General features: G+C 71.0%; 17 protein-coding genes and 2 tRNA genes. 11 read left to right on the forward strand and 8 right to left on the reverse strand.

Annotated elements, in window-relative coordinates; genetic code table 11:
• Nucleotides 1-33: 33 nt before the first annotated feature.
• From OOJ91_RS27295 to OOJ91_RS27310, 4 genes are read right to left on the reverse strand one after another with little or no spacing between them, the layout of a single operon-like run.
• Nucleotides 34-1,113 carry a hypothetical protein gene (locus tag OOJ91_RS27295; protein ID WP_323178573.1) on the reverse strand — a complete coding sequence of 360 codons (1,080 nt, stop codon included), beginning with the start codon at nt 1,111-1,113 and terminating at the stop codon, nt 34-36.
• Nucleotides 1,110-1,826, reverse strand: coding sequence for a DsbA family protein (locus OOJ91_RS27300; RefSeq protein ID WP_266249420.1), 717 nt, complete (start codon nt 1,824-1,826; stop codon nt 1,110-1,112). The genes OOJ91_RS27295 and OOJ91_RS27300 overlap by 4 nt, the downstream gene beginning before the upstream one ends.
• Nucleotides 1,819-2,343, reverse strand: a complete 525-nt coding sequence (locus tag OOJ91_RS27305) for a MauE/DoxX family redox-associated membrane protein (protein WP_266249422.1) — start codon at nt 2,341-2,343, stop codon at nt 1,819-1,821. Before OOJ91_RS27305 ends, OOJ91_RS27300 begins: the two co-directional genes overlap by 8 nt.
• Nucleotides 2,344-2,374: 31 nt before the next feature.
• Complete coding sequence (locus OOJ91_RS27310; RefSeq protein ID WP_266249424.1) at nt 2,375-2,956, reverse strand: sigma-70 family RNA polymerase sigma factor; 582 nt, start codon at nt 2,954-2,956, stop codon at nt 2,375-2,377.
• A 202-nt stretch (nt 2,957-3,158) separates the two neighbouring features.
• On the opposite strand from OOJ91_RS27310, the gene OOJ91_RS27315 reads away from it, so the two are divergent.
• The 3 genes from OOJ91_RS27315 to OOJ91_RS34635 all read left to right on the forward strand — a co-directional run bounded on the left by OOJ91_RS27315 (nt 3,159) and on the right by OOJ91_RS34635 (nt 6,702).
• Nucleotides 3,159-4,823: a copper resistance CopC/CopD family protein gene (locus OOJ91_RS27315; protein ID WP_266249425.1), complete on the forward strand. Its 1,665-nt coding sequence runs from the start codon at nt 3,159-3,161 to the stop codon at nt 4,821-4,823.
• Between the two features lie 17 nt (nt 4,824-4,840).
• Nucleotides 4,841-5,575: a YcnI family copper-binding membrane protein gene (locus OOJ91_RS27320; protein ID WP_266249427.1), complete on the forward strand. Its 735-nt coding sequence runs from the start codon at nt 4,841-4,843 to the stop codon at nt 5,573-5,575.
• 149 nt (nt 5,576-5,724) lie between these two features.
• Nucleotides 5,725-6,702 (forward strand): hypothetical protein, encoded by a 978-nt coding sequence (locus OOJ91_RS34635; protein ID WP_439117110.1) that lies wholly within the window; start codon nt 5,725-5,727, stop codon nt 6,700-6,702.
• Nucleotides 6,703-6,844: 142 nt separating this feature from the next.
• Here OOJ91_RS34635 and OOJ91_RS27330 read toward each other — a convergent pair whose 3' ends face one another.
• A complete protein-coding gene (locus OOJ91_RS27330) occupies nt 6,845-8,122 on the reverse strand; it encodes a glycosyltransferase 87 family protein (RefSeq protein WP_266249429.1) in 1,278 nt (425 codons plus the stop codon).
• A 73-nt stretch (nt 8,123-8,195) separates the two neighbouring features.
• Here OOJ91_RS27330 and orn point away from each other — a divergent pair, with 73 nt between their 5' ends.
• Both orn and OOJ91_RS27340 read left to right on the forward strand, forming a co-directional pair.
• Nucleotides 8,196-8,786, forward strand: coding sequence for an oligoribonuclease (orn, locus tag OOJ91_RS27335; protein WP_266249430.1), 591 nt, complete (start codon nt 8,196-8,198; stop codon nt 8,784-8,786).
• 108 nt (nt 8,787-8,894) lie between these two features.
• Nucleotides 8,895-8,970: transfer RNA gene (locus tag OOJ91_RS27340), tRNA-His, on the forward strand.
• A gap of 159 nt (nt 8,971-9,129) precedes the next feature.
• On the opposite strand, the gene OOJ91_RS27345 is transcribed toward OOJ91_RS27340, so the two are convergent.
• Together OOJ91_RS27345 and OOJ91_RS27350 are read right to left on the reverse strand one after the other, a co-directional pair.
• Nucleotides 9,130-10,419, reverse strand: a complete 1,290-nt coding sequence (locus OOJ91_RS27345) for a L,D-transpeptidase (protein WP_266249432.1) — start codon at nt 10,417-10,419, stop codon at nt 9,130-9,132.
• A gap of 251 nt (nt 10,420-10,670) precedes the next feature.
• Complete coding sequence (locus tag OOJ91_RS27350) at nt 10,671-11,942, reverse strand: L,D-transpeptidase (RefSeq protein ID WP_266249434.1); 1,272 nt, start codon at nt 11,940-11,942, stop codon at nt 10,671-10,673.
• A gap of 187 nt (nt 11,943-12,129) precedes the next feature.
• On the opposite strand from OOJ91_RS27350, the gene OOJ91_RS27355 reads away from it, so the two are divergent.
• Together OOJ91_RS27355 and OOJ91_RS27360 are read left to right on the forward strand one after the other, a co-directional pair.
• Nucleotides 12,130-12,205, forward strand: a tRNA-Lys gene (locus OOJ91_RS27355).
• A gap of 122 nt (nt 12,206-12,327) precedes the next feature.
• Nucleotides 12,328-13,674 carry a serine hydrolase domain-containing protein gene (locus OOJ91_RS27360; protein WP_266249435.1) on the forward strand — a complete coding sequence of 449 codons (1,347 nt, stop codon included), beginning with the start codon at nt 12,328-12,330 and terminating at the stop codon, nt 13,672-13,674.
• 3 nt (nt 13,675-13,677) lie between these two features.
• On the opposite strand, the gene OOJ91_RS27365 is transcribed toward OOJ91_RS27360, so the two are convergent.
• Nucleotides 13,678-14,298: a TetR family transcriptional regulator gene (locus OOJ91_RS27365; protein ID WP_266249436.1), complete on the reverse strand. Its 621-nt coding sequence runs from the start codon at nt 14,296-14,298 to the stop codon at nt 13,678-13,680.
• A 79-nt stretch (nt 14,299-14,377) separates the two neighbouring features.
• Here OOJ91_RS27365 and OOJ91_RS27370 point away from each other — a divergent pair, with 79 nt between their 5' ends.
• The 4 genes from OOJ91_RS27370 (at nt 14,378) to OOJ91_RS27385 (ending at nt 22,163) form a co-directional block, all read left to right on the forward strand.
• Nucleotides 14,378-15,316, forward strand: a complete 939-nt coding sequence (locus OOJ91_RS27370; RefSeq protein ID WP_266249437.1) for an oxidoreductase — start codon at nt 14,378-14,380, stop codon at nt 15,314-15,316.
• A 397-nt stretch (nt 15,317-15,713) separates the two neighbouring features.
• Nucleotides 15,714-18,698: a glycoside hydrolase family 3 protein gene (locus tag OOJ91_RS27375; RefSeq protein WP_266249438.1), complete on the forward strand. Its 2,985-nt coding sequence runs from the start codon at nt 15,714-15,716 to the stop codon at nt 18,696-18,698.
• A 349-nt stretch (nt 18,699-19,047) separates the two neighbouring features.
• Entirely contained in the window at nt 19,048-21,747 is a 2,700-nt protein-coding gene (locus OOJ91_RS27380) for an RICIN domain-containing protein (RefSeq protein ID WP_266249439.1), read from the forward strand.
• A gap of 119 nt (nt 21,748-21,866) precedes the next feature.
• Nucleotides 21,867-22,163, forward strand: coding sequence for a DUF6582 domain-containing protein (locus tag OOJ91_RS27385; protein ID WP_266249440.1), 297 nt, complete (start codon nt 21,867-21,869; stop codon nt 22,161-22,163).
• Nucleotides 22,164-22,216 lie beyond the last annotated feature (53 nt).

Below are 22,216 nucleotides of genomic sequence, written 5' to 3' on the forward strand. Positions count from 1 at the left end.
GGCCTTGCCGCGAAAGCCGCAGAACCGCGGAGGTCAGGGGGTGGGGACACGCGTGGCGGCGCGGGAGGCGGCGTGCAGGCGGAGGACCCCGGCTGCCGTCGCGCCGACGCCGGTGATCAGGATTGCGGCCACCATGACGCGGGCGACTCCGGGTGACCACGGCACCGGGGCGACCGACCGGGTGAACACCGCGGCGTTCGCCACGCCCGCGAAGAGGGCCACGCAGGCGCCGGCCAGCGCCACCGCGAAATCGGCGGCCGGGCGGCGGGCAAGCGCGTAGGCGCCGGCGGCGAGCGCGCCGAGGCCGGTGAGCAGTGCCCAGACCTGACCGCCCAGCAGCCCGGCGAGCACGCCGCCCACGCCCTGGGCGCCGGCGTCCAGCTCCCGCCCGACCGGGTAGAGCACGGCGACCGCGCCGCCGACGAGCAGCAGCACGCCCACCGCGGACAGCGCCCGGGCGCCGGCCGCGGAGGCGGCGGCGAGCAGCCCGAGGGCGCCCACCGCGAGCAGGCCGACGATTGTCACGGTCCACCAGGTGTACGCGTCGGGCGGTGGCACCCAGTCCAGCGTGCCGGCTATCTGCGCGGGGTCGGCGCCGTCGCGCAGCGGGATCGTCCAGTCCCGGACCCGGTGTTCCCGGTCCGGCGCGACGCGTGCGGCGTCGGGTGGCGCCGACTCCTGCCACAGGGCCCGCTGGTCGTGCCAGCGCACGGTGGCCCCGTCGTCGACGCGCCGCCAGGACGGCGGGGCGGCCGGGTCCGCGTCGGGCGGCAGCGCGGTGTCCCCGGCGAGGGTGCGGTTGAGGTACGTGGCGGGGGACCGGCTGTTCTCGTACACGCCGTCCGGACCGACCCGCAGGTACGGCTCGCCGGAGTAGCCGATCACCTCGATCGTCCGGCCGGTGCGGTTGGTCAGCTCCAGTCGCGCGCCCGCCTCGATCACCCGTACCGTCAGGCCGGGCCGGGCCGGCGTGACGCCTGTGACGCCTGTGCGGTAGTCGGTGCCGTCCGGCGCGTCCGCGCCGTGCGCGGCGGCGGGCGCCGCGGTGAGCAGGGTCGCCGCGCAGGCGGTGGCGGCGATCAGGGCGGCGCGCGCCAGCAGCGTACGGATCACCTGCCGGCCGCCGCCACGGCCGCGGTGAGGCCCTGCGGGCTGCGGTCGGCGAGTGGCTGGCCGTTGATCAGGACGGTGGGCGTGCCGGTGACGTCGCTGCGGCTGGCCTCCTCGGTGACGTGCTCGGTCCACGTCTTGTACGTGCCCTTGGAGACGCAGCCCCCGAACGAGCCCCGGTCCAGCCCCACGCCGACGCCGATGTCGACCAGCTCGTCGTCGCCGAGCCCGGCGCTGCCCTCGGGCGGCTGCTTGGCGAAGAGCGCCTTGGCGTACTCGCGGAACTTGCCGCCGGCCGCCGCGCAGCCGGAGGCGGCCGAGGAGCGCGTGGAGTACTCGGTAGTGGAGAAGCGGTTGAGGAACGCGACCGGGTGGTAGACCACCTTCGCCTTGTTCTCGGACACCAGCTGCTCCAACGTCGCGCCGCTGCTCTGCTCGAACTGGTTGCAGACCGGGCAGAGGAAGTCCTCGTAGACGTCGACGGTGACCGGCCCGCCGCCGGTGACGATGCCGGTGCCGGGCCCGTTCGCGCCGGGCGGTGTGGTGAAGCTGTCCGAGCGCTGGCTGGACCAGACGCTCCAGCCGATCAGGCCGGCGATGACCAGCACGGCGACTGCGGCGGCGGAGACCCAGACCGTGCGGCGGCGACGCCGTTCGCGGGCCAGTTGCTCGCGGACCACCCGGGCCGCGTCCCGCTGCCCCTTGCGACTACTCATCCTCGTCCTCCACGGCGGGTTCGGCGGACAGCCACCCGTCCACCGAGACGGGCGTACGCGGCCAGATCACCAGAAATCCGGCCAGCACCAAGAATCCCAGGTCCCGCAGGATCTCCGGGAGGTAACTCGGGGCCTGTCCCTCGGCGAGCTGCCCGCCGCTGCCGAAGCAGCCGCAGTCGATGGCCAGGCCACGTGCCCAGGCCGAGGAGATCCCGGCGATGAAGACCACCAGCAGCGCGACGGAGATGGCCGCGCTGAGCCGGGTGGCCAGCCCGAGCAGCAGCAGCACGCCCAGGGCCAGCTCGACGAAGGGCAGCGCCGCGCCGACCACTGTCGCCACCTCGTACGGCAGCACCTGGTAGGCGTTCACGGCCCGGCCGGAGGCGGCCAGGTCACCGACCTTCGACGCCCCGGCGACCAACCAGACGGCGGCGAGGCCGAGTCGGGCCGCCGTGCTGAGCCAGGGCCGGACGGCTGTCCAGCGGCCGGCGCGGCTGGGGGGTGCGGTCACGTTCATTTGTCGTCCCGTCCGCGTCGGAAGTTCCGGCTCAACCGGTGAGGGCGTCGCCGACGGCCTCGACCAGCTCGTCGCGGGCCCGGGCGACCCGGGAGCGGATGGTGCCCACCGGCACACCCTCGACGGCAGCGGCCTCGGCGTACGACAGGCCGAGCAGTTGGGTGAGCACGAACGCCGCACGTCGCTCGGGGCTCAGCCGACGCACGAGGTCGGTGGCGCCGAGCTGCCCGGCCGGGTCGGGGTGCGGATGGTCGGTGTACGCGTTCGCGGCCAGCCGCTCGTCGAGACGACGACGCCGGATCACCGTCCGCAGGTGGTCGGCGCAGGCCCGCCGGGCGATGCCGAGCAGCCAGGTGCGGGCGCTGGAGCGGCCCTCGAACGCCGGCAGGGCCCGAAATGCCCGCAGGTACGTCTCCTGGGCGAGGTCGTCGGCGCTGTCCGGGCCCACCAGGGCGGCGACGAAGCGCCAGACCTCGGCCTGGGTCAGCCGGACGAACACGGCCTGGGCTGCGGGGTCACCGTCGCGCGCGGTAAGGGCCGACTCGGTCGCCGGGTCGCGGGCGACGTCACCTGTCGCACCGGCGGCGCCGGAGTCACGCGGGACGGGGATCACGACAAACGAGGTTACGCGTCGCCGGGTGTGACGTCAGGGTCCTTCGGCACTTGGATGGTCTGCGCCACGTCGGGAACTTTTCGCCGCCGTCGGTCGACTACCTGCTCATGACACGCGACCTCTCCCGCGCGGCGCTGGCGGCTGGGCGCAGGTGAGCCGTTCCCCCGCCTCGGGTCGCCGACATCCAGGTTCGTCGGCGACCATGGCCGGCATGACTGTCGCACCCCGCCGCTGGATCGCCCGGCTGGCTGCCGCCGCCGGGCTCCTGGTCACCGTCGTCGCCCTGTTGATCGCGCCAGCCACCCCGGCCAGCGCCCACGCGGTGCTGTCGAGCAGCAGCCCGGCCGCCTCGTCGGTGGTGCCGAGCGGGCCGGCCGAGGTGGTGCTCACGTTCAGCGAGTCGGTCCGCAAGGTCCCCGACAAGGTCCGGGTCATCGCGCCGGACGGCTCCCGGGCCGACCGGGGTGAGCCGTCCTTCGAGGGCGCCGTGGTCACCATTCCGGTCGACCCGGCCGGTCAGCGCGGCACCTACCTGGTGACCTTCCGGGTGATCTCCGCCGACAGTCACCCGGTCTCCGGCGCGTTCACCTACTCGGTGGGGGCGCCGTCGACGCCGCCTGTCGACTCCGGCAACGACAGCCGCGCCGACCCGGTGGTGGAGACCGGCGTGAAGGTGGCCCGTTTCCTCGGGTACGCCGGTCTGGTGCTGCTGGTCGGGCCGGCGCTGGTGCTGGCCGCGCTGTGGCCGCGCCGGCTTCCCCGGCGGGGTCCCACCCGGCTGGCCTGGGTCGGTCTCGGCCTGGTGGCCGCGGCGACACTCGCCGACCTGTGGTTGCAGGTGCCCTACACCGCCGGTGGGGGCCTCTTCGAGGTGACCGGCGAGGGGTTCGGCAGCGTGTTCGGCAGTGCCTTCGGCGCCGCCCACCTCGTCCGGCTCGGCCTGTTGGCGGCCTCGGCGTTCCTGCTGCGGCCGCTGCTGGCCCGCCCGGCCGGCCGCGCCGACGCGATCATCCTGGCCGTGATCGGCGTGGCGGGCCTGCTGACCTGGCCGCTGGCCGGGCACCCGGCGGCCTCCCCGGCGCCTGCGGTGTCCGTGGTTGTCGACGCGGTGCACCTGGGCAGCATGGCGGTCTGGCTGGGCGGCCTGCTGATGCTCGCCGTCTTCCTGCTGCGTCAGGCCGACGAGCGGGAGTTGGGCGCGATCCTGCCGATCTGGTCGCGCTGGGCCGCGCTCGCCGTCTCGGCCCTGCTGCTGGCCGGCACCGTCCAGGCGCTGATCGAGGTGGCCACCCCGGACGCCCTGTTCAGCACCACGTACGGGCGGCTGCTGCTGGCCAAGATCGGGCTGTTCGCGATCGTGATCGCCGTGGCCGCGTACTCCCGGCAGTTGGTCCGTCGACGCACGGCGGCCCAGCGACCGGTGCCGGTGCGCCGGGCGGTCCTGGTGGAGTTGGCAGTAACCGTCGTGGTGCTGGGGCTGTCGGCGACGCTTGTGCAGACCACGCCCGCCCGCACGGCCGTGGACGGGCCGTCCGGCGCTCAGGCCGGGCTCTTCTCCACCACGCTGACCAGCTCGCTCTTCACCCTCCAGGTCGAGCTGGACCCGGCGCGGCGGGGCAACAACTCGGTGCACCTGTACGCGTACGGCAAGGACAACCAGCCGCTGCCGGTGGCGGAGTGGCGGGCGACCGCCGCGCTGCCCTCGGCCGGGATCGAGCCGATCGAGCTGCCGCTGCTGCCGTTGACCGACAGCCACTCGTACGGCGACGTCAGCCTGCCGGCCGCCGGCGACTGGCAGTTGAAGATCACCGTTCGCACGTCCGACATCGACCAGGCCACGGTGACCGCCACCGTGCCCATCCGTTAGAGAGGTTTCCCACGCTCATGACCCGTCTCCGGCGTACCGCATCCGCCGCTGCCGCCCTGGCGTTCACCGCCGTCGCCACCGCCGTGCTCGGCTTCGCCGGGCCGGCGTCCGCCCACGTCACGGTGAACCCGAAGGAGGCGACCCAGGGCGGCTACGCCCGGGTGGCCTTCCGGGTGCCCAACGAGAGCGACACCGCGTCGACCACCAAGCTGGAGGTCGTGCTGCCGGAGAACGCGCCGATCGGCTCGGTGTCGACAATCCCGGTGCCCGGCTGGACCGTGGCGACGGAGAAGCGCAAGGTGGACCCGCCGATCGACGTGCACGGCAGCCAGCTCACCGAGGCGGTCTCCAAGATCACCTGGACGGCCACCGGTGACGCGGCGGTCAAGCCGGGCCAGTTCCAGGAGTTCGGCGTCTCCATGGGGCCGCTGCCGAAGGTCGAGTCGATGGTCTTCAAGACCCTGCAGACGTACTCGGACGGCAACGTCTCCCGCTGGATCGACGAGCCGCAGCCGGGCGGCGAGGAGCCGGAGAAGCCCGCTCCGGTGCTCACCCTCACCGCCGCGGCGCCGTCGGCGTCGGCCGCCTCGGCCGCCTCGGCCGTCGCCGCGGCCGACGATGACGACGACAACGAGAGCGTCGGCGCCGCGATCGGCCTCGGCATCGCAGGCGTCGCCACCGGCCTGGCCGGCCTGGTGTTCGGCGGGTTCGCGTTCGCCCGGACCCGCCGGGGCCCGGTCGTCAAGTCCTGACCCGTCGCTCATCCGCTGGCCCGCCGGATTTCCGGCGGGCCAGCGCGCTTGCCGGAGCCAAAGCTGTCCGTGCCGTCGATATCCCCTGATCAGCCGGTGTACGTCGGTAAGGTCGGCCGGGTATCTGGCTACGGAGGGGGACGCTGCGAATGCGGTTCGTGCGGGTGATCACCGGAATGCTGCTGTTGGTCATCGGGATTCCGGTGCTGTTCGCCGGCGGCGGGCTGTGGCTCGTGACCCGGCACGCCGACCCCGGTGGGGCCTTCGCCGCCCGCTTCGAGACGGTCCGCACACCCGGCCACGCGGTCGTGGTCACCGACGTGGACCGGCTGCTGCGGCGGGAGGCGCCCTTCGCGCGCGGCGCGCAGACCCGCCTCCGGCTCGACGCCCGTACGCCCGACGGCCCGGCCTTCGTGGGGCTCGCGCCCACCGCCGAGGTGCGCCGGTGGCTGGAGTCCGTGCCGTACGCCTCGGTCCGCCGGGTGGCGTTGGCCCGAGGTCCGCTGCCGGTCCGCACGGACCCGGCGGTCCCGGCCGCGGCCCCGACCGCCGGTGCGGCCCCCACCCCGCTCGGTCTTCCCCTCTGGGTACGCGAGGGTGTCGGCACCCTGGAGTGGAGCGCCGACGACCTGGGCGGCGAGTCGATGAGCCTTGTGGTGATGCGCCCGGACGGCCGCGCCGACCTGAGCCTTGATCTGCGCGCCGAGCTGCGCGCGGGTTGGGTCGGCCCGGTCACCTGGGGCCTGCTGGCGGCGGGCGTGCTGCTGGTGGCGTGCGCGGTGCTGCTCCTGCTGCGCCCGCCGCGTCCGCGCGAGGTGGTCTTCGTGGTCGAACCGGACCAGGTGCCGGTGCTCGCCGGCCGGCTCGGGGTCACGTCGCTCAGTGGCCTGAGCGCCCGGGATCCTCGTCGGGCCCCGCCGCTGCCGGCGGTGCGACAGCTCGCCCCGGTCGGCTCGGGCGGTGCCGGGTGGCCCCGATCGGCGAGCGGCGCCGACCCGACCCGGCCGGTCACCCTCGCCGACCTGGACGCGCCGGCCCGGCTGCCCCGGCCGCCGGAGGTGGCGTTGAGCCTGGCGTGGCCGCCCGCGGGCGCCGAACCGACGGCACGGCCGGTGCCGACGGAGTGAGGGCGTGTGTCAGGGCCTCGGCCGCCCAGGGGCTTCGACGTACGCCCGACAGCGACGAGTGGCCCTCCGCGCTGCCGACGCGGAGGGCCACTCTCACCGGGGGATCGGTGCTTAGGTGAGTCCAGATTAGCGCCGATCGTCGCTACTGGGGAGTTGTGTCCATTTGGCGCGATTTTTCCACCGTGCGGACCGGCCCGGCCGCGCGGACCGGCAGGGCCACCAGCAGCAGCAGGCTGAGCAGCACGTAGCCGTTGCGCAGCACGAAGTCCACCGGGTCGTCGGTGCGGACCGGAGCCACCCCCCAGTCGTGGAACGACACCACACCGTAGATGATCAACGCGCCGGTGCCCACGGCGAGCCCGGCGAGCCAACGCCGCCGGCGGAACTCGTCCGGTCGATTCGCGCTCAACGCCGCGTCGGCGAGCAGTACCACCGCCGGCACGAACCAGTAGATGTGGTGGGTCCACGTGATCGGGCTGACGAGCGCGCCGACCAGGCCGGTCAGGGTCAGGCCCGTCAACGCGTCACCGGCACGCGCGGCGCGGACCGCCCGCCACAGGCCGTAACCGGCCACCACCGCGACCACCAGGAGCCACACCAGCCGGTCCGGCTTCTCCGGCGCAGTGAATCGGCTGAGCAGCCCGAAGAGCGACTGGTTGCCTGTGTAGTCGGTGCGACCCACCCGGTCGTTGTCCCACAGCTCCTGCGTCCAGAACCGCCACGAATCCCCGGGCGCGACCGCCGCCGCGAGCAGGGTCGCCGCTGCCGCCGTCGCGCTCGCCACCGCGGCGGCCCGCCAGCGTCGGGTGGCCAGCAGGTACACGATGAAGATGCCCGGGAAGAGCTTGAGCGCCGTCGCCAGCCCCACGCCGACCCCGGCCCAGCGCCGCGCCTGCGGTACGGCGAACAGCAGGTCGGCCAGGATCAGCACGACCAGCAGCATGTTGATCTGCCCGAACGTGATCGTTTCGCGGGTGCTCTCCACCGCCAGCACCAGCAGCACGGCGACGGTAAGGGTGAACGTTCGCGGGAGGTGGTGCCGGGCGATCACCGGCGTTACCAGCCACCGGGTGGTCACCACGACGGCCACCACCGTGAGCACCGTGAAGATCACCACGGTGGCACCGAGTCGGATCAGCCCGAACGGCCACAGCAGCAGGGCGCTGAACGGCGGATACGTGAAGTACAGCTCACCCTGCACCCGGTCCGGCTGGACGTAGTCGTAGAGCGGGTGACCGGCCGTCCACCAGTCCATCGCCGACATGTAGATCTTCAGGTCGAAGAAGTTGTGCACCAGACCGGGCAGGTAGAGCGCGGGCAGCACGGCGATCAGCGCCACGATCGCGACCAGCCGACGGACCGTACGGCCGCCGGGATCGTCGTCGGTGACGGCGGGCGGTGCGACGGGATCGGCTGGCACTTGAGAAACCCTAGCGGTCCGTCGGGTCGAGAGCGCGCAGCCGTGGGGCGTGGGCTGCGCGTAGGCTGTCCCGGTGGCTGACCTCCTCGTCTGGATCGACTGTGAGATGACCGGGTTGGACCTCGGCAGCGACAAGCTGATCGAGGTTGCGGCACTGGTCACCGACCCCGACCTCAACGTGCTGGGTGACGGTGTCGACGTGGTGATCCACGCCGACGAGGCCGCGTTGGAGGCGATGCCGGAGGTCGTCCAGACCATGCACGCCAAGTCCGGCCTCACCGAGGAGGTCCGCCGCTCGGCGGTCACCCTGGCCGAGGCCGAGGACCGGGTGCTGGAGTACGTCAGCACCTTCGTCAAGGACCCGCGTACCGCGCCGCTGTGTGGCAACTCGATCGCCACCGACCGTGGCTTCATCGCCCGGGACATGCCCCGCCTCGACGCGCACCTGCACTACCGCATGATCGACGTCTCGTCGATCAAGGAACTCTGCCGCCGCTGGTACCCCCGCGTGTACTTCGGTCAGCCGCAGAAGGGCCTGGCGCACCGGGCGCTGGCCGACATCCGGGAGAGCATCCGGGAGCTGGAGTACTACCGGCGCACCATCTTCGTCCCGCTGCCCGGCCCGGACGTCGAGACCGCCAAGGGCATCGCCGCCGACCTCTGACGGCACCTCCGCCTGCCGGCGCGGAACCCGCTGGACGCCGTGAGCCGTGGTGTGGCTATTATTGGTCCGCACCCCGCCCGGGGCGATCGACCGGGCGTCGGAGGCGTGGTGGCTGTAGCTCAGTTGGCAGAGCACCGGGTTGTGGTCCCGGTTGTCGTGGGTTCAATTCCCATCAGTCACCCCATCACGACTCAGGCCCCCTCCTCGGAGGGGGCCTGAGTCGTTGCGTGGCCGGCTCGCGGCCAGGCCGGCTGGTGATCCACTCCGTAGGCAGGAATCCGGGGTGTCCGACCGAGTCGGACACCCCGGATTCCTGGAACCCGAGTCGATCGTGCCGCGTGGGTCAGGCGGTCGGCGTGGGGGACGGGGTGCCGGCGCCGTCCGGGGTCGGCGAGGCGTCCGGGTCGGCCGGCGGCTCGTACGGCAGGGCGCTGCCCTTCACGTACTCGTCCCAGCTCATGTTCCAGTCGGTCCAGCCGTTGCCGTTCTGGAGCTTGCGTTCGGTGCCCTTGACCGTGATCGGGTCACCGACCTGGGTGTTCTTGAACAGCCAGTCGCCGTTGGCCATCGACACGTTCACGCAGCCGTGCGAGACGTTGACGCTGCCCTGCTGTCCTTCGGACCAGGGGGCCGCGTGGATGAACTCGCCGCCCCAGGTGAGCCGCTGCGCAAAGTCAATCTTGGTGCGGTAGCCCTCGTCCGGGCCCAGCTCCTCCATCGTGTCGAAGACGGTCTTGCGCAGTTTCTCGATCACGACCATCGTCCCGCTGGACGAGGGGGTGCTCTTCTTGCCCAGGCTGACCGGGATGGTCTTGATCACCGAGCCGTTGCGGGTCACCGTCATCCGCTTGGTCTTGTTGTCCACGGTCATGATCAGCGACGAGCCGATCTTGATGTCCACGGAGAGGTCCGAGCGGCCGTAGTAGCCGTCACCCATCGGCAGGCCACCGGCCTGGACGCGGTAGGAGACCTTGCTGTTGGCCTTCCAGAACTCCTTCGGCCGGTACCGGATCTCGGTGGGGCTGACCCAGTGCCAGATGCCCGCCTGGACCGGCGTCGAGGTCACAGTCATTCGACGCTGCACGTCGTCGCGGTAGTCCTCCGGAACGGCCCGGTCGAACTTCACGATCAGCGGCATCCCGACACCGACGACCTGGTTGTCGCCGAGGAAGCTGCTCACCCGGATCTGCTTGGCCGGCTTGGCCATCGTGGTGAAGGTGCTCGTCGCCGTCGCCGGCCGGCCGTCGTCGCCGGTGGCGGTGACGGTGGCGGTGTAGCTGGTGCCGTAGGCCAACGCCCCGCTCGGCAGCCACGTCTTGCCGTCCTTGGCGAGGGTGCCCTCGACGGCCTTGCCGGCCGCGTCCTTGAGGTCGACGGTGGTCTCGTCGGCGTCCTTCGTGGTGAAGGTGATGCCTGTGGACGCCGGTACGTCCTTGGCGTCCGCCGCCGGCTCGCTGATGGTCGCCGCCGCCTTGGGCGCCGGGCTCTCGCCGCCGCCCTGCCACGAGGACGGCTTGCCGCCGTCGCTGTCGGTGCAGGCGGAGGTGAAGGCCAGCGCCACGGCGAGAAGCCCCGCCGCGAGCACGCGGCGTCGCCCGCGGGGCCGGATCAGCTGGTCCTGGCTAGCTCGCATGATGTCCTCACAGTCGTGGTCCCTGACCCATCGTCTCCTAATGACGCGTCAGAACCGGCCTCGGTTGCCGAGGGTGAACCGGAACACGCCGATCAGGATGCCGGCATTTTGGTACTATCCGGCGTTTCGTGATTCGGGCTCGTCTTTGTGCCGGGGGAGGGGTCGCCGCCGCCGTCGTCGCGGCGCGGGCAGTGCAAGGGTACGCGCCGGCCCGTGCCATCGGCAGGGGCCGGCGCGGAGGAGTCGAACCCTCAGAGCGCGGGGCCGGACCCACCCTTGGGCACCGGCAGCGCGCTGCCCTTCACGAACTCCGACCAGCTCAGGCTCCACGCCGTCCAGCCGTTGCCGGCGGCGATCTTGCGCTCGGTGCCCTTGATCGTGATCGGATCACCGATCCGCGTCTTCTCGAACAGCCACCTGGCGTTCGCCGTCGACACGTTCACGCAGCCGTGCGAGACGTTCGACCGCCCCTGTACGCCCTCGGACCAGGGCGCGGCGTGGATGTACTCGCCACCCCAGGTGAGCCGCTGGGCGAAGTCGATCTCGGTGACGTAGCGGTTGGCCGGGTCCGGGTCGTCGCGGGTGTCGAAGACCGTGGACTCCTTCTTCTCCATCACGACCATCGTCCCGCTCGACGACGGGGTGCTCTTCTTGCCCAGGCTCACCGGGATGGTGCGCGAGAGCGCGCCGTTCTCGTACACCGACATCTTCTTCGTGGCGTTGTCGACCTTCATCACGAACGACCGGCCGATCTTCGCGGTGGCCTTGCGGTCCACGTCGCCGTACTTGCCGTTGCTCAGCGGCACACCGGCAAGGGCGATCCGCACGGTGATCGTGGTGCCCGGCTGCCAGTACTCAGGTGCGCGGTAGTACGCCTGGGTGCCGTTGTCGACCCAGTGCCAGGCTCCCGGCTGCGGCGGGTCGGTCTTGACGAACATCCGCTTCTGCACCGCGGCCCGGTCCTTCTTCGGGATGCCCGGGTGGAACTCGGTGACCACCGGCATGGCGACCCCGTAGCTCTTGTCGTCGAAGAGGTACAGGCCGGACCCGACTGTCGACTTCGGCTTGGCCATCGTGGTGAAGGTGCTGGTGCCCTGACGTGTCGTCCCGTCGGCCCCGGTGGCGGTCACGGTTGCGGTGTACTTGGTGCCGTACTTCAGGGGAGCGGAGGGCACCCAGGCGGAGCCGTCGGTGCGGAGCTTGCCCTCCACCGCACCCCCGCCGGCCGCGGCCAGGGTGACAGCGGACACCTTCCCACCCTCCGGGAGCTTGGCGCTGATCTCCGTGCTCACGGGCTTGTTCTTCGTGTCGTTGGCCGGGCTCAGCGTCAGGGCCGGCCCGCTCGGCGCGCTCGACGCGCCAGGCGTCGACGGCGTAGCCGAGTCGGGTGCGGCACTTGCATCTGTCGATGTTCCGCCGACGAATTCCGGCTTCTTCTGCTCGTCGCCGCACCCGGTCAGTGCCAGCGACGCCGCCAGGGTCAGAGCGCCCACCACCGCCCCGGCTCGCGTGAACCGTGCCATCCCCACCTCTGTTCTCGCGTACCTGGCGGACATCGTGCCGCATCAGTGCCCAGACCCACGCCCCCGTCCCGAGCCCGGTGGCCGGTTTATGGCTGTATGCCCGTTAAGCTCGACCGAAGGGGGGAGTCGGGTAACCGAATTGGAGCCCCGGTTGGCAGGGTGCTAATGTTCTCCCCGTTGCCGACGAGCGCCGCTAGCTCAACTGGCAGAGCAGCGGACTCTTAATCCGCGGGTTCGGGGTTCGAGTCCCTGGCGGCGCACCAGCGATATCCAGGGGGCATGGCTCATCAGCCATGCCCCCTGGATCATTTTCGGGGCTGGCTACCGCACCGTGACGGCGGGCCCTGCCCCCATCGGCCTCGTCCGGTGGCGCAGAATCGATGCCGTGGATCTTCCTGCGGACTGGGTCTCGTTGCTGGGCCACCTCGACCGGAACGTGTCCTCCGGGCGGCCCTCGCCGGACACGGCGACGGTGTCCGAGCTGATGAGCAGCTATCGGGTGCCGGGGGTCAGCATCGCCGTCGGGCACGTGAGCGGGCAGGCGTGGACGGCGGGGTACGGCGTCACGGGCGGTGAGACGTCGACGCCCGTGACGGCGGGCACCGCGTTCGCGGCCTGTTCGATAAGCAAGCATGTCGCCGCCTTCGGCGCGCTGCTGCTGGTTCAGGAGGGTGTCCTCGATCTGGACACCGAGATCGGCGCGTACCTCACCTCGTGGCAATTGCTCGACCGGGCGGGTCAGCAGTCCCGCGTCACGGTCCGGCAACTGCTGGCGCACACGGCGGGGCTGTCCGACACCTGGTACCGCGGCTATGTCGCGGATCGCGTCCCGTCGCTGGCCCAGGTCCTGGAGGGCAGCGGCCCCACGACGACTCCACCGGTGCGGGCGACCCTCCTGCCCGGCAGCCGTTTCCGGTATTCGGGCAGCCACTACTCGGTGCTCCAGCAGGTGGTGGCGGACGCCACCGGCACACCGTTCGAGGACCTCATGCGAACTCTGGTGCTGCAACCGTTGGCCATGGCCGACAGCAGCTTCGACCAGAGCTTTCCGCACCAGCGGCCGCAGGTGGTGGCTCGTGGCCACCACGTGGGCGGCACCGGCGTTCCCGGCGGTTGGCGCGTACAGCCGGAGACGGCCGCGGCCGGACTGTGGAGCACTCCGACCGACCTGATCCGGCTCGACCTCGAGATCGCCCGGGCGGCCTCGGGGGAGTCGACGCTGCTCGGCCGCGACCTGGCCACCGAGATGTGGACACCACAGATCGCCGGCGGTGGCTACGGGCTCGGCACCGAGATCGACGACCGCGCCGGGCGCCGACGTTTCGGGCACACCGGGTTGAACGTCGGCTACACCTGCTTCTCCTACGTGTGGCCGAACAGCGGCACCGCCGTTGCCGCGATGACCAACTCGCAGGATGGCTGGGAGCTGCTGACAAGCATCCGCGCCGCCGTCGACCGTCGGTACGCCACAAGCGTCCCCGCCGTACGGCTGGATGACGTGACGGGTCGCTACGTCCTGCGCGACGACTACCCGATCGACATCGCGGTGACCGACGGGCACCTGACCTTCTCCGCCGCCGCGCAGCAGCCGGTGGTCCTGCTGGCCGACGCGGACGGTCGCTACCTGCACCCGGGGCTCGACCTGGAGGTTCGGTTCGTGCGGAGCGACGACAAGCGGTACGTCCTGGAGCTGCGGCAGGAGGGCGTCACGCAGACCGCGAAAAGCCAGTGAGCCTCACGTGCTGGCCGCGTCGAGGGCCGGCGCCACGACGGCGAAGGCCCGGTCGGCCAACTCGGCCAGACGCTGCTCGTCGTCGCCCGTCCGCCACTGCTGCAGCACCGTGTCGAATGCCAGCAGGGCCATGCCGGCGGCCATCCGCGGGTAGGGGTCGGCGTCCGGGTCGAGACCGCGGCGGGCGGCCAGCTCGGCTGCCAGTCGTGTGCGCCACTGGATCTGGTGTTCCAGCCAGCGAGCCTGCAGGGCAGTGGTGTCCAGGATGAGTCGGACCACGACGCGGGCTCGCTCGGTGTGGTCGGGGCGGTCGGTGCAGGCCGCGAGTGGCACCCAGAGGGCTTGACGCAACGCGACCGACGGCGGCTCCGCAGGTGGTCGAGCGGCGAGTTCCGCGACGATGTCCGCGCTCATGTCGGCCAGGAACCGGACGACGACGTCCTCCTTCGACGCGAAGTAGCGGAAGAACGTACGCCGCGACATGCCGGCCGCCGCCACGATGTCGTCGACGGTGACCACGTCGAAGCCCTTGGTGGCCAGCAGCATCAGGGCGGCGTCGCGCAGCTCGGCGGCAACGAGCTGGCGCTTGCGTTCGGCCATGCTGCTGTCTGCGCGGGATGGCATTCGCCGATGCTATGCCATGCCTACCTTGGCACTCCGCGCATTCCTTGACACCGAGTGCCACGGGGAGCACAGTGGACGCATGACCGCTGCCGGCTGGACCGCCGCACGCATCCCCGACCTGTCCGGCCGCACCGTCGTCGTGACCGGTGCCACGGCGGGGCTCGGCCTGGTCACCGCTCGGGCGCTCGCCGTCCACGCCGCGCACGTCGTGCTTGCCGTACGCGACGAGGAGAAGGGCCGCCGCGTGGCAGCCGGCATCCTCGCCGCCCAGCCCGGCGCCCAGCTGGAGGTACGGCGGATCGACCTGGCCGACCTCGACTCGGTACGCGCGTTCGCCGACCGGATGCACGCCGACCACCGTCGGGTGGACGTGCTGATCAACAACGCCGGGGTGATGGCCCCACCGCGCACCCTGAGCCCGCAGGGGCACGAGGTGCAGTTCGCGACGAACCACCTCGGGCACTTCGCGCTCACCGGGCTCCTGCTCGATCTCCTGCTGGCCGGCAGTGACCCGCGGGTGGTCACGGTGACCTCGGTCAACCACCGGCGGGCGAGGCCGCCCTTCGCCGATCCGGGCGGCGAGCGGGGCTACTCCCCGATGGGCTTCTACAACACGTCCAAACTCGCCAACGCGATCTTCGGCTGCGAGTTGCACCGCCGGCTCAGCGCGGCCGCCAGCCCGCTGCGGAGCGTCCTCGCCCACCCTGGCTACACCGCGACGAACCTGCAGACGAGCGCCACCACGCCGATCTGGCGGATACTGCTGGGCCGGATCGGCAACCCGCTCCTCGCCCAGCCGGTGGAGCGTGGCGCCTGGCCGCAGTTGTTCGCCGCCACCGACCCCGACGCGCTGTCGGGCCAGCTCGTCGCCCCGGGCGGGCCGGCCGAGCTGCGCGGTCACCCTGCGCCGGGCAAGCTGTCCGCGGCCGCGACCGACCCGGAGCACGGCCGCCGCCTGTGGGAGCTGTCCGAACAGGCCACCGGTGTACGGTTCGGCGCGCTGCGGCCGTCGAGCTGACCCGCCAGTCGGCTCCTCCGACCGACGGTCGGACTCCGTCCCTGGCGTGACGACGGGCGGCCTTGCCGCTCGCCCGCGGTCCCGCGTGGCCTTGCCGCTCGCCCGCGGTCCCGGGCGGCCTTGCCGCTCGCCCGCGGTCCCGCGTGGCCTTGCCGCTCGCCCGCGGTCCCGCACGGCTTCGCGATGAGATGGCAGTTCGGGCGATGCGCTGTTGCCGCATCCATTGGCGCGTGTCTATAGTTGCGCGGATCACCACATTCATGGCCGTGGTCAACGCGGCCGGGTCGTCGAAGCGCTTCGACGATTCGTCGTTCAGGCCCGTCAGCCGGGTGTCGAGCCTGGCCACGCCGGTCTCGGCGCCCGTTGGGCGTCTGTCGTACGACATGAGGAGAACCGCATGCGGAACAGGCGCCTCAGGCGCGGAATCACCGCGCTCGCGCTCGCCCTGCTCGCCCTACCGACCGTCCCCGGCACGGCGCACGCCGAACCGACCTACCCGTTCCGAGATCCACACCTGCCCGTGCAGGCCCGGGTCGACGACCTGCTCGGTCGGCTCACCCTGGACGAGAAGATCTCGTGGCTGCACCAGTACCAGCCCGCCGTTCCCCGGCTGGGCATCGGCCTGTTCAAGACCGGCACCGAGGCGCTGCACGGGGTCGCCTGGTCCACCGACATCGACAACAGCGGCGCGGTCGTGAAGGCGCGCGGCACGTCGTTCCCGCAGCCGGTGGGCATGGCGAGCACCTGGGACACCGACCTGATCCAGCGGGTCGGCTCCGCCGTGGGTGACGAGGCGCGGGGCTACCACGCGCAGAACCCCCGGGTCTGGGGTCTCAACCTCTGGGCGCCGGTGGTCAATCTGCTGCGCGACCCGCGGTGGGGCCGCAACGAGGAGGGCTACTCGGAGGACCCGCTGCTCACCGCGAAGATCTCCACCGCGTACGGCTCGGGGATGACCGGCGGGGACCCGGACCACCTGAAGAGCGCTCCGACCCTCAAGCACTACCTGGCCTACAACAACGAGGTCCGGCGCGACGTCACCTCCTCGAACGTACCGCCGAGGGTCTTGAACGAGTACGACCGCGCCGCCTTCAAGCCGGCCATCGCCGCCGACGCGGCGACCGGAGTGATGGCCTCGTACAACCTGGTCAACGGCCGTCCCGCCACAGTGGACCCGGACCTGGCCACGGTGGTGCGCGGCTGGACCGACAGGCAGTTGATGAACGTCACGGACGCGTGGGCGCCGAACAACCTCGTCGCCTCGCAGGGCTACTACGCCACCCAGCCCGAGGCGAACGCCGCGATCGTCAAGGCCGGCCTCAACAGCTTCATCACCGACGACACCAACGCGCAGCCGACCGTCACCGCCGTCAAGCAGGCGCTGGCCACCGGCCTGCTCACCGAGGGCGACATCGACGCCCGGATCTCCGAGACCCTGAACGTCCGGTTCCGCCTCGGTGAGTTCGACCCGGGCGGCGGCCGCCACGGCGGCATCACCCCGGCCGTCATCAACAGCCCCGAGCACCAGCGGCTGGCACGCCAGGCCGCAGGCGAGGCGATGGTGCTGCTGAAGAACTCCCGACAGGCCCTACCGCTCAACCCGTCCCGGACCCGCAAGGTGGCAGTGCTCGGCCCGCTTGCCGACACCCTCTACACCGACTGGTACGGCGGTGACCTGCCGTACGAGGTGACCGCCCTCGACGGCATCCGCGAGCGGTTGGGCGGCTCCGCGAGCGTCAGCGGGCTCGACGGGGCGGACCGGATCGCCCTGAAGGACCCGGCGACCGGCCGGTACGTCACGGCCAGCGGCACCACCGACGCCGACCCGGTCGCCGCGACCGGTGCCACCGCCTCGCTCGCCGCCCAGTTCGACGCGGTGGACTGGGGCCAGGGTGTGGTGACGCTGCGCAACGCCGCCAACGGCCGCTACCTCGGCTACAACTGGGGGCCCTTCATCACCCGCGACGAGCAGCCGAACGGCTGGTACGTCCAGCAGCAGTTCACGCTGGAGCCGCAGGCCGACGGCACGTTCGCGCTGCGCTACACCGGCTACGAGACGCAGGAGAGCTGGTTCGGCGTCAACACATACGTCACGGTCGGCGACGACGGCGCCCTCACGCTCGGCGCGTCCACCGCGGCGGACGCGACCCACTTCGCGCGTGAGGTGATCAGCAGCGGAGTCGACCGGGCCGTCGCCGCGGCCAAGGCGGCCGACACCGCAGTCCTGGTCGTCGGCAGCAACCCGTTCATCAACGGGCGTGAGGCGCACGACCGGACCTCGACCGCGCTGAGCGCCAGCCAGGAAGCGCTGGTCAAGGCCGTGACCAAGGCCAATCCGCACACGGTGCTGGTGCTCCAGACCAGCTACCCGGTCACCATCGGGTGGGAGCAGGAGCACGTCCCGGCGATCGTCTGGACCACCCACGCGGGCGCCGAGACCGGGCACGCCGTCGCCGACGTCCTGTTCGGTGACCGCAACCCGTCGGGCAAGCTCACCCAGACCTGGTACCGCTCGGACCGGCAACTACCGCCCGACCTGCTGGAGTACGACATCATCTCGTCCGGGCAGACCTACCTCTACAACACCGCCAAGCCGCTCTATCCGTTCGGCCACGGGCTGTCGTACACCAGATTCCGGTACGGCCAGCCCCGCAGCGACGCCCGCCCGGTCGCGGCCGACGGCACAGTCGCGGTAAGCGTCGACGTGACGAACACCGGCAGCCGGGCCGGGTCCGAGGTCGTCCAGCTCTACACCCACCAGCGCACCTCGCGGGTGAAGACCCCGATCCGGGCGCTGAAGGCGTTCCAGCGGGTGCAGCTCGCACCCGGGCAGACCCGGGCCGTGACGCTCCGACTGCCCGTCGCCGACCTGGCGAACTGGGACGTCACCCGCGGCCGGTGGGTGGTCGAGTCGTCCACGTACGACCTGCTGGTCGGCGCGAACGCCGACGACATCCGGGCCCGGACGGCTGTCGCGGTGCGCGGCGAGACGATCCCGGCCCGGGACCTCTCCCGGACCACCCGGGCCGAGAACTTCGACGGGTACGCGGGCGTCCGGCTCGTCGACGAGACGAAGGCGCGGGGTACGGCCGTCGGCGCCACCGCAGCCGGCCAGTGGATCTCCTTCGCCGGCTCCGCCCTGCGTCCCGGTGCCCACACCCTCACGGCAAAGGTCGCGAAGGCCACCGCGGGCGCCGGCACGATCCAGGTCCGGGTGGGCTCGCCCACCGGCCGGTTGCTCGGTACGGCCACCGTGCCCAGCACCGGCGACGACTACCGGTACGTGAGTGTCAGCGCCGAGCTGGCCCGGGCGGCCGGCACCCATGACGTGTACCTGGTGTTCGACTCCGCGCTGCGGCTGGCGGACTTCTCCCTGAGGTGACGAGTCGGCTTGGGTCGGGGTGCCGTTCGGCCCCCGGCCCGAGCCGGTCCCGACCACGCTGCCCCACCGAAAGCGCGGGGATGAATTCATCGGATGATCCTGTGGAGGGTCGGGGTCAAGGTGGCCGTTCCGTCCCGTTCAGATGGCATTTAAGCATTGACGAGTTACGATCCCGTATTGCAGTCGTCACACGTGTGACTTACGCTCCGGGGCAGAGCGCGTAGCGATTGGCAAAGAGTGCGGCCGGGCGGCAGGTGCCCCCGCCGGTCCTAAGTGGCGTCGCTGTTTCCTGCTCGTCGCTCGATACACGCATCAGGCACCGCATCGACGACCAGGAAAGGAACAGCACGTGAGATCAGCCGCATCCACCACCCGCACGGCACTGCTCTCGGCGGCGGTGCTCATCGCCGCCACGCTGCCGGCCGTGATGACACAGCAACGGCCCGCCATGGCCGCTGCCCAGGAGACCTACTACGTCGCCCCGGACGGGAACGACGCCAATCCCGGGACGCTCGAAGCCCCGTTCAAGAGTCTGCAACGCGCGCGGGACGTCGTCCGCACGGTCAACACGAACATGACCGGCGACATCAACGTGTATCTGCGCGGTGGCACCTACCCGGTGAGCAGCACAGTCGAGTTCGGGTCGAGTGACTCAGGCACCAACGGCTTCCGGGTCGTCTACGCCGCCTACTCCAACGAGGCCCCGATCCTCGACGGTGGCGTCCCGGTGACCGGCTGGACCCAGCACAGCGGCAACATCTGGAAGGCCCCGCTGGACCGCAGCACCAAGCTGCGGACGCTCTACGTCAACGACAAGCGGGCGCAGATGGCGTCGAAGACGATCAGCTCGGGAGGGTGCTACGGCACCTACACCGTCACGGCCGGCCAGGCCGCCTGGGCGTGGGAGTCCGGGTCGCAGTGCGACGGCGCCAAATACAACCTGAACGACTTCCCCGCCATCGCCCGCAACCAGGACGACCTGGAGATCGAGACGGGGACGACCTGGACCACGGCAATCGTGGGCGTCCGCCAGGTCACCACGAGTTCCGACGGCGCGAACCGGGTCGCCCTCTTCCAGCAGCCGGGCGCGGCCATCGCCCAGGGCTCGTTCAACGGCAACGCCCAGGTCGGCGGCACCCACAAGCTCATGAACGCGTACGAGTTCCTGGACGCGCCCGGTGAGTTCTACTTCGACAAGAGCGCCCGGACGGTCTACTACTACAAGGCCAGCTCCGAGGACATGTCGACCGCGTCGGTCTTCGCGCCGAACAACGTCACCACGGTGCTGCGGGTCGCCGGCACCTCGACGAGCAGCCACGCGCGCAACATCACGTTCTCCGGCCTGACCGTGCAGCACTCCGACTGGAACCTGTTCAACGTCGCCGGCTCGTCCTTCAAGCAGGCGCAGCAGGGCAACCTCGGCGCCCAGGTGTACGCGAAGGGCAACTTCCACGTCTACTACTACCGCAACGTGGACGTCACTCCCGGCATCGTCCAGGTGCAGAACGCCGACGGGATCCTCCTGCAACGCAACCGGATCCAGCACACCGGCGCCGACGGGATAAGCATGGTCAACGACGTGCAGAGCACGCAGTTGATCGGGAACTACACAAACGACATCGCCGGGTCCGCCATCAACGTCGGTCATCCCCAGCACGTCTACATCGGAGACGGCACGTCGACCAACCGGGAGAAGTACTCCCCGCAGGTCGAGGGGCTACCGAAGAACATCGACATCAAGAACAACTACATCTACGACAGCGCGGTCCTGTTCAACGGACACAGCCCCATCTCGGCGTACTTCGTCGACACCCTGACGATCCAGCACAACCGGATCGAGAAGGCCCCCTGGTCCGGCATCACCATGGGCTGGGGCTGGTGGAACTTCGACGGGTCATCGGGGTCGATCGTGCCCAACCGGCCGACCACTAGCGCGCGGAACAACACCATCAGTTACAACCACATCATCGACACCGTCCAGCGCCTCAGCGACACGGCGCCCATCTACACGCTGGGCAGCCAGCCCGGGACCACGATCACCAACAACTACCTCCAGGGCGTGCCCTCGGGCCACAAGTACGGCCTGCACCCCGACGAGGGGTCGGCGTTCATCACCTTCCGGGACAACGTCCTGAGCATCGACAAGAACGTCACCTGGATGATCAACTCCGACGACTTCGGTCGGAAGCACGATCTGAGCATCACGCAGATCTACGGCCCGATCAACAAGGTCTCGAACAAGAACCTGCCGAACAGCACTGTCGCCGACATCCTCGTCTCCTCCGACTACGTCTGGCCGGCGGTGGCCTACAACATCGCGGCGAGCTCCGGCCTGGAGGACGCCTACCGGGACATCATCCCGGCGAGCAGGTTCTCCGCACCGAACTACGTGCTGCCGGCCAGCACGTTCGTCACAAGCGCCACGGCGACGATCCCGATCCGCAGCACCGGCGACGCCACCACGTCGGTGTGGCTGGCGCCGTCCGGCACGACCACCTTCACCGCCGGGGCGACGATGACCAGGGCGGCCGGCAACGCCACGTCCATCGCCGTGCCGGCGACCCAGGGCGAGTACCGGCTCTTCGTCGTCGACGCACAGGGCAACCGGTCGGCCGAGTCGACCTCGATCGTCCGGCAGCAGAGCGGCGGCGGCACCCAGCAGGGCGGGCAGCTCGTGGGCGGCCAGTCCGGCCGCTGCGTGGAGGTCCCCAACTCCTCCACCACGAACGGCACCCAGGTGCAGCTCTGGGACTGCGGCAGCGGCACGAACCAGCGGTGGACCTCCACCGCCAGCAAGCAACTGACCGTGTACGGCAACAAGTGCCTGGACGCCTCCGGGGCGGGCACGGCCAACGGCACCCAGGTCATCATCTGGGACTGCCACGGCGGGCTCAACCAGCAGTGGAACATCAACTCCAACGGCACCATCACGAACGGCCAGTCCGGGCTCTGCCTCGATGCCAACGGCGCTGCCAGCGCCAACGGCACGAAGATCATCCTCTGGGCGTGCAACGGTGGCGCGAACCAGCGGTGGAGCCTGCGTAGCTGACCGACCGAGCACACCGGGGCCGGGCCGATCACGGCCCGGCCCCCGGGCCGTTCCCGCCGCCGCCCGCACCTCGTCGGTGCCGCATGTGCTACCGGACAACAAGTGGGTAATGGTGGGTGATGAAGACAACCTGGAAGCCTCACGAGAAGCACGGCGGCCTGTCGGATAAGGACAAGCGCGAGTTGCCGGAGAGCGTTTTCGCGTTCCCTGACGAGCGCAAGGAGCCGATGACCGACGCGAGCCACGTCCGTAACGCCATCGCCCGCTTCGACCAGGTGCAGGGCGTCACCGACAAGGACCGCGACCTGGCCTTCCAGAACATCCTCGCCGCCGCGAAGCACTACGGCGTCGACGTCGCCGAGACGAACTGGCGGCAGCTCGGCAAGCTGCCGCACACGCCCAACCCCGCGCACTGAGCCCGGCTGCGGGACGGGTCCGAAGGCTGGATCGCAGACGTGTTAACGTCTCT

The sequence above is a fragment of the Micromonospora lupini genome (genome assembly GCF_026342015.1).
Taxonomy (GTDB): Bacteria; Actinomycetota; Actinomycetes; order Mycobacteriales; family Micromonosporaceae; genus Micromonospora; species Micromonospora lupini_B.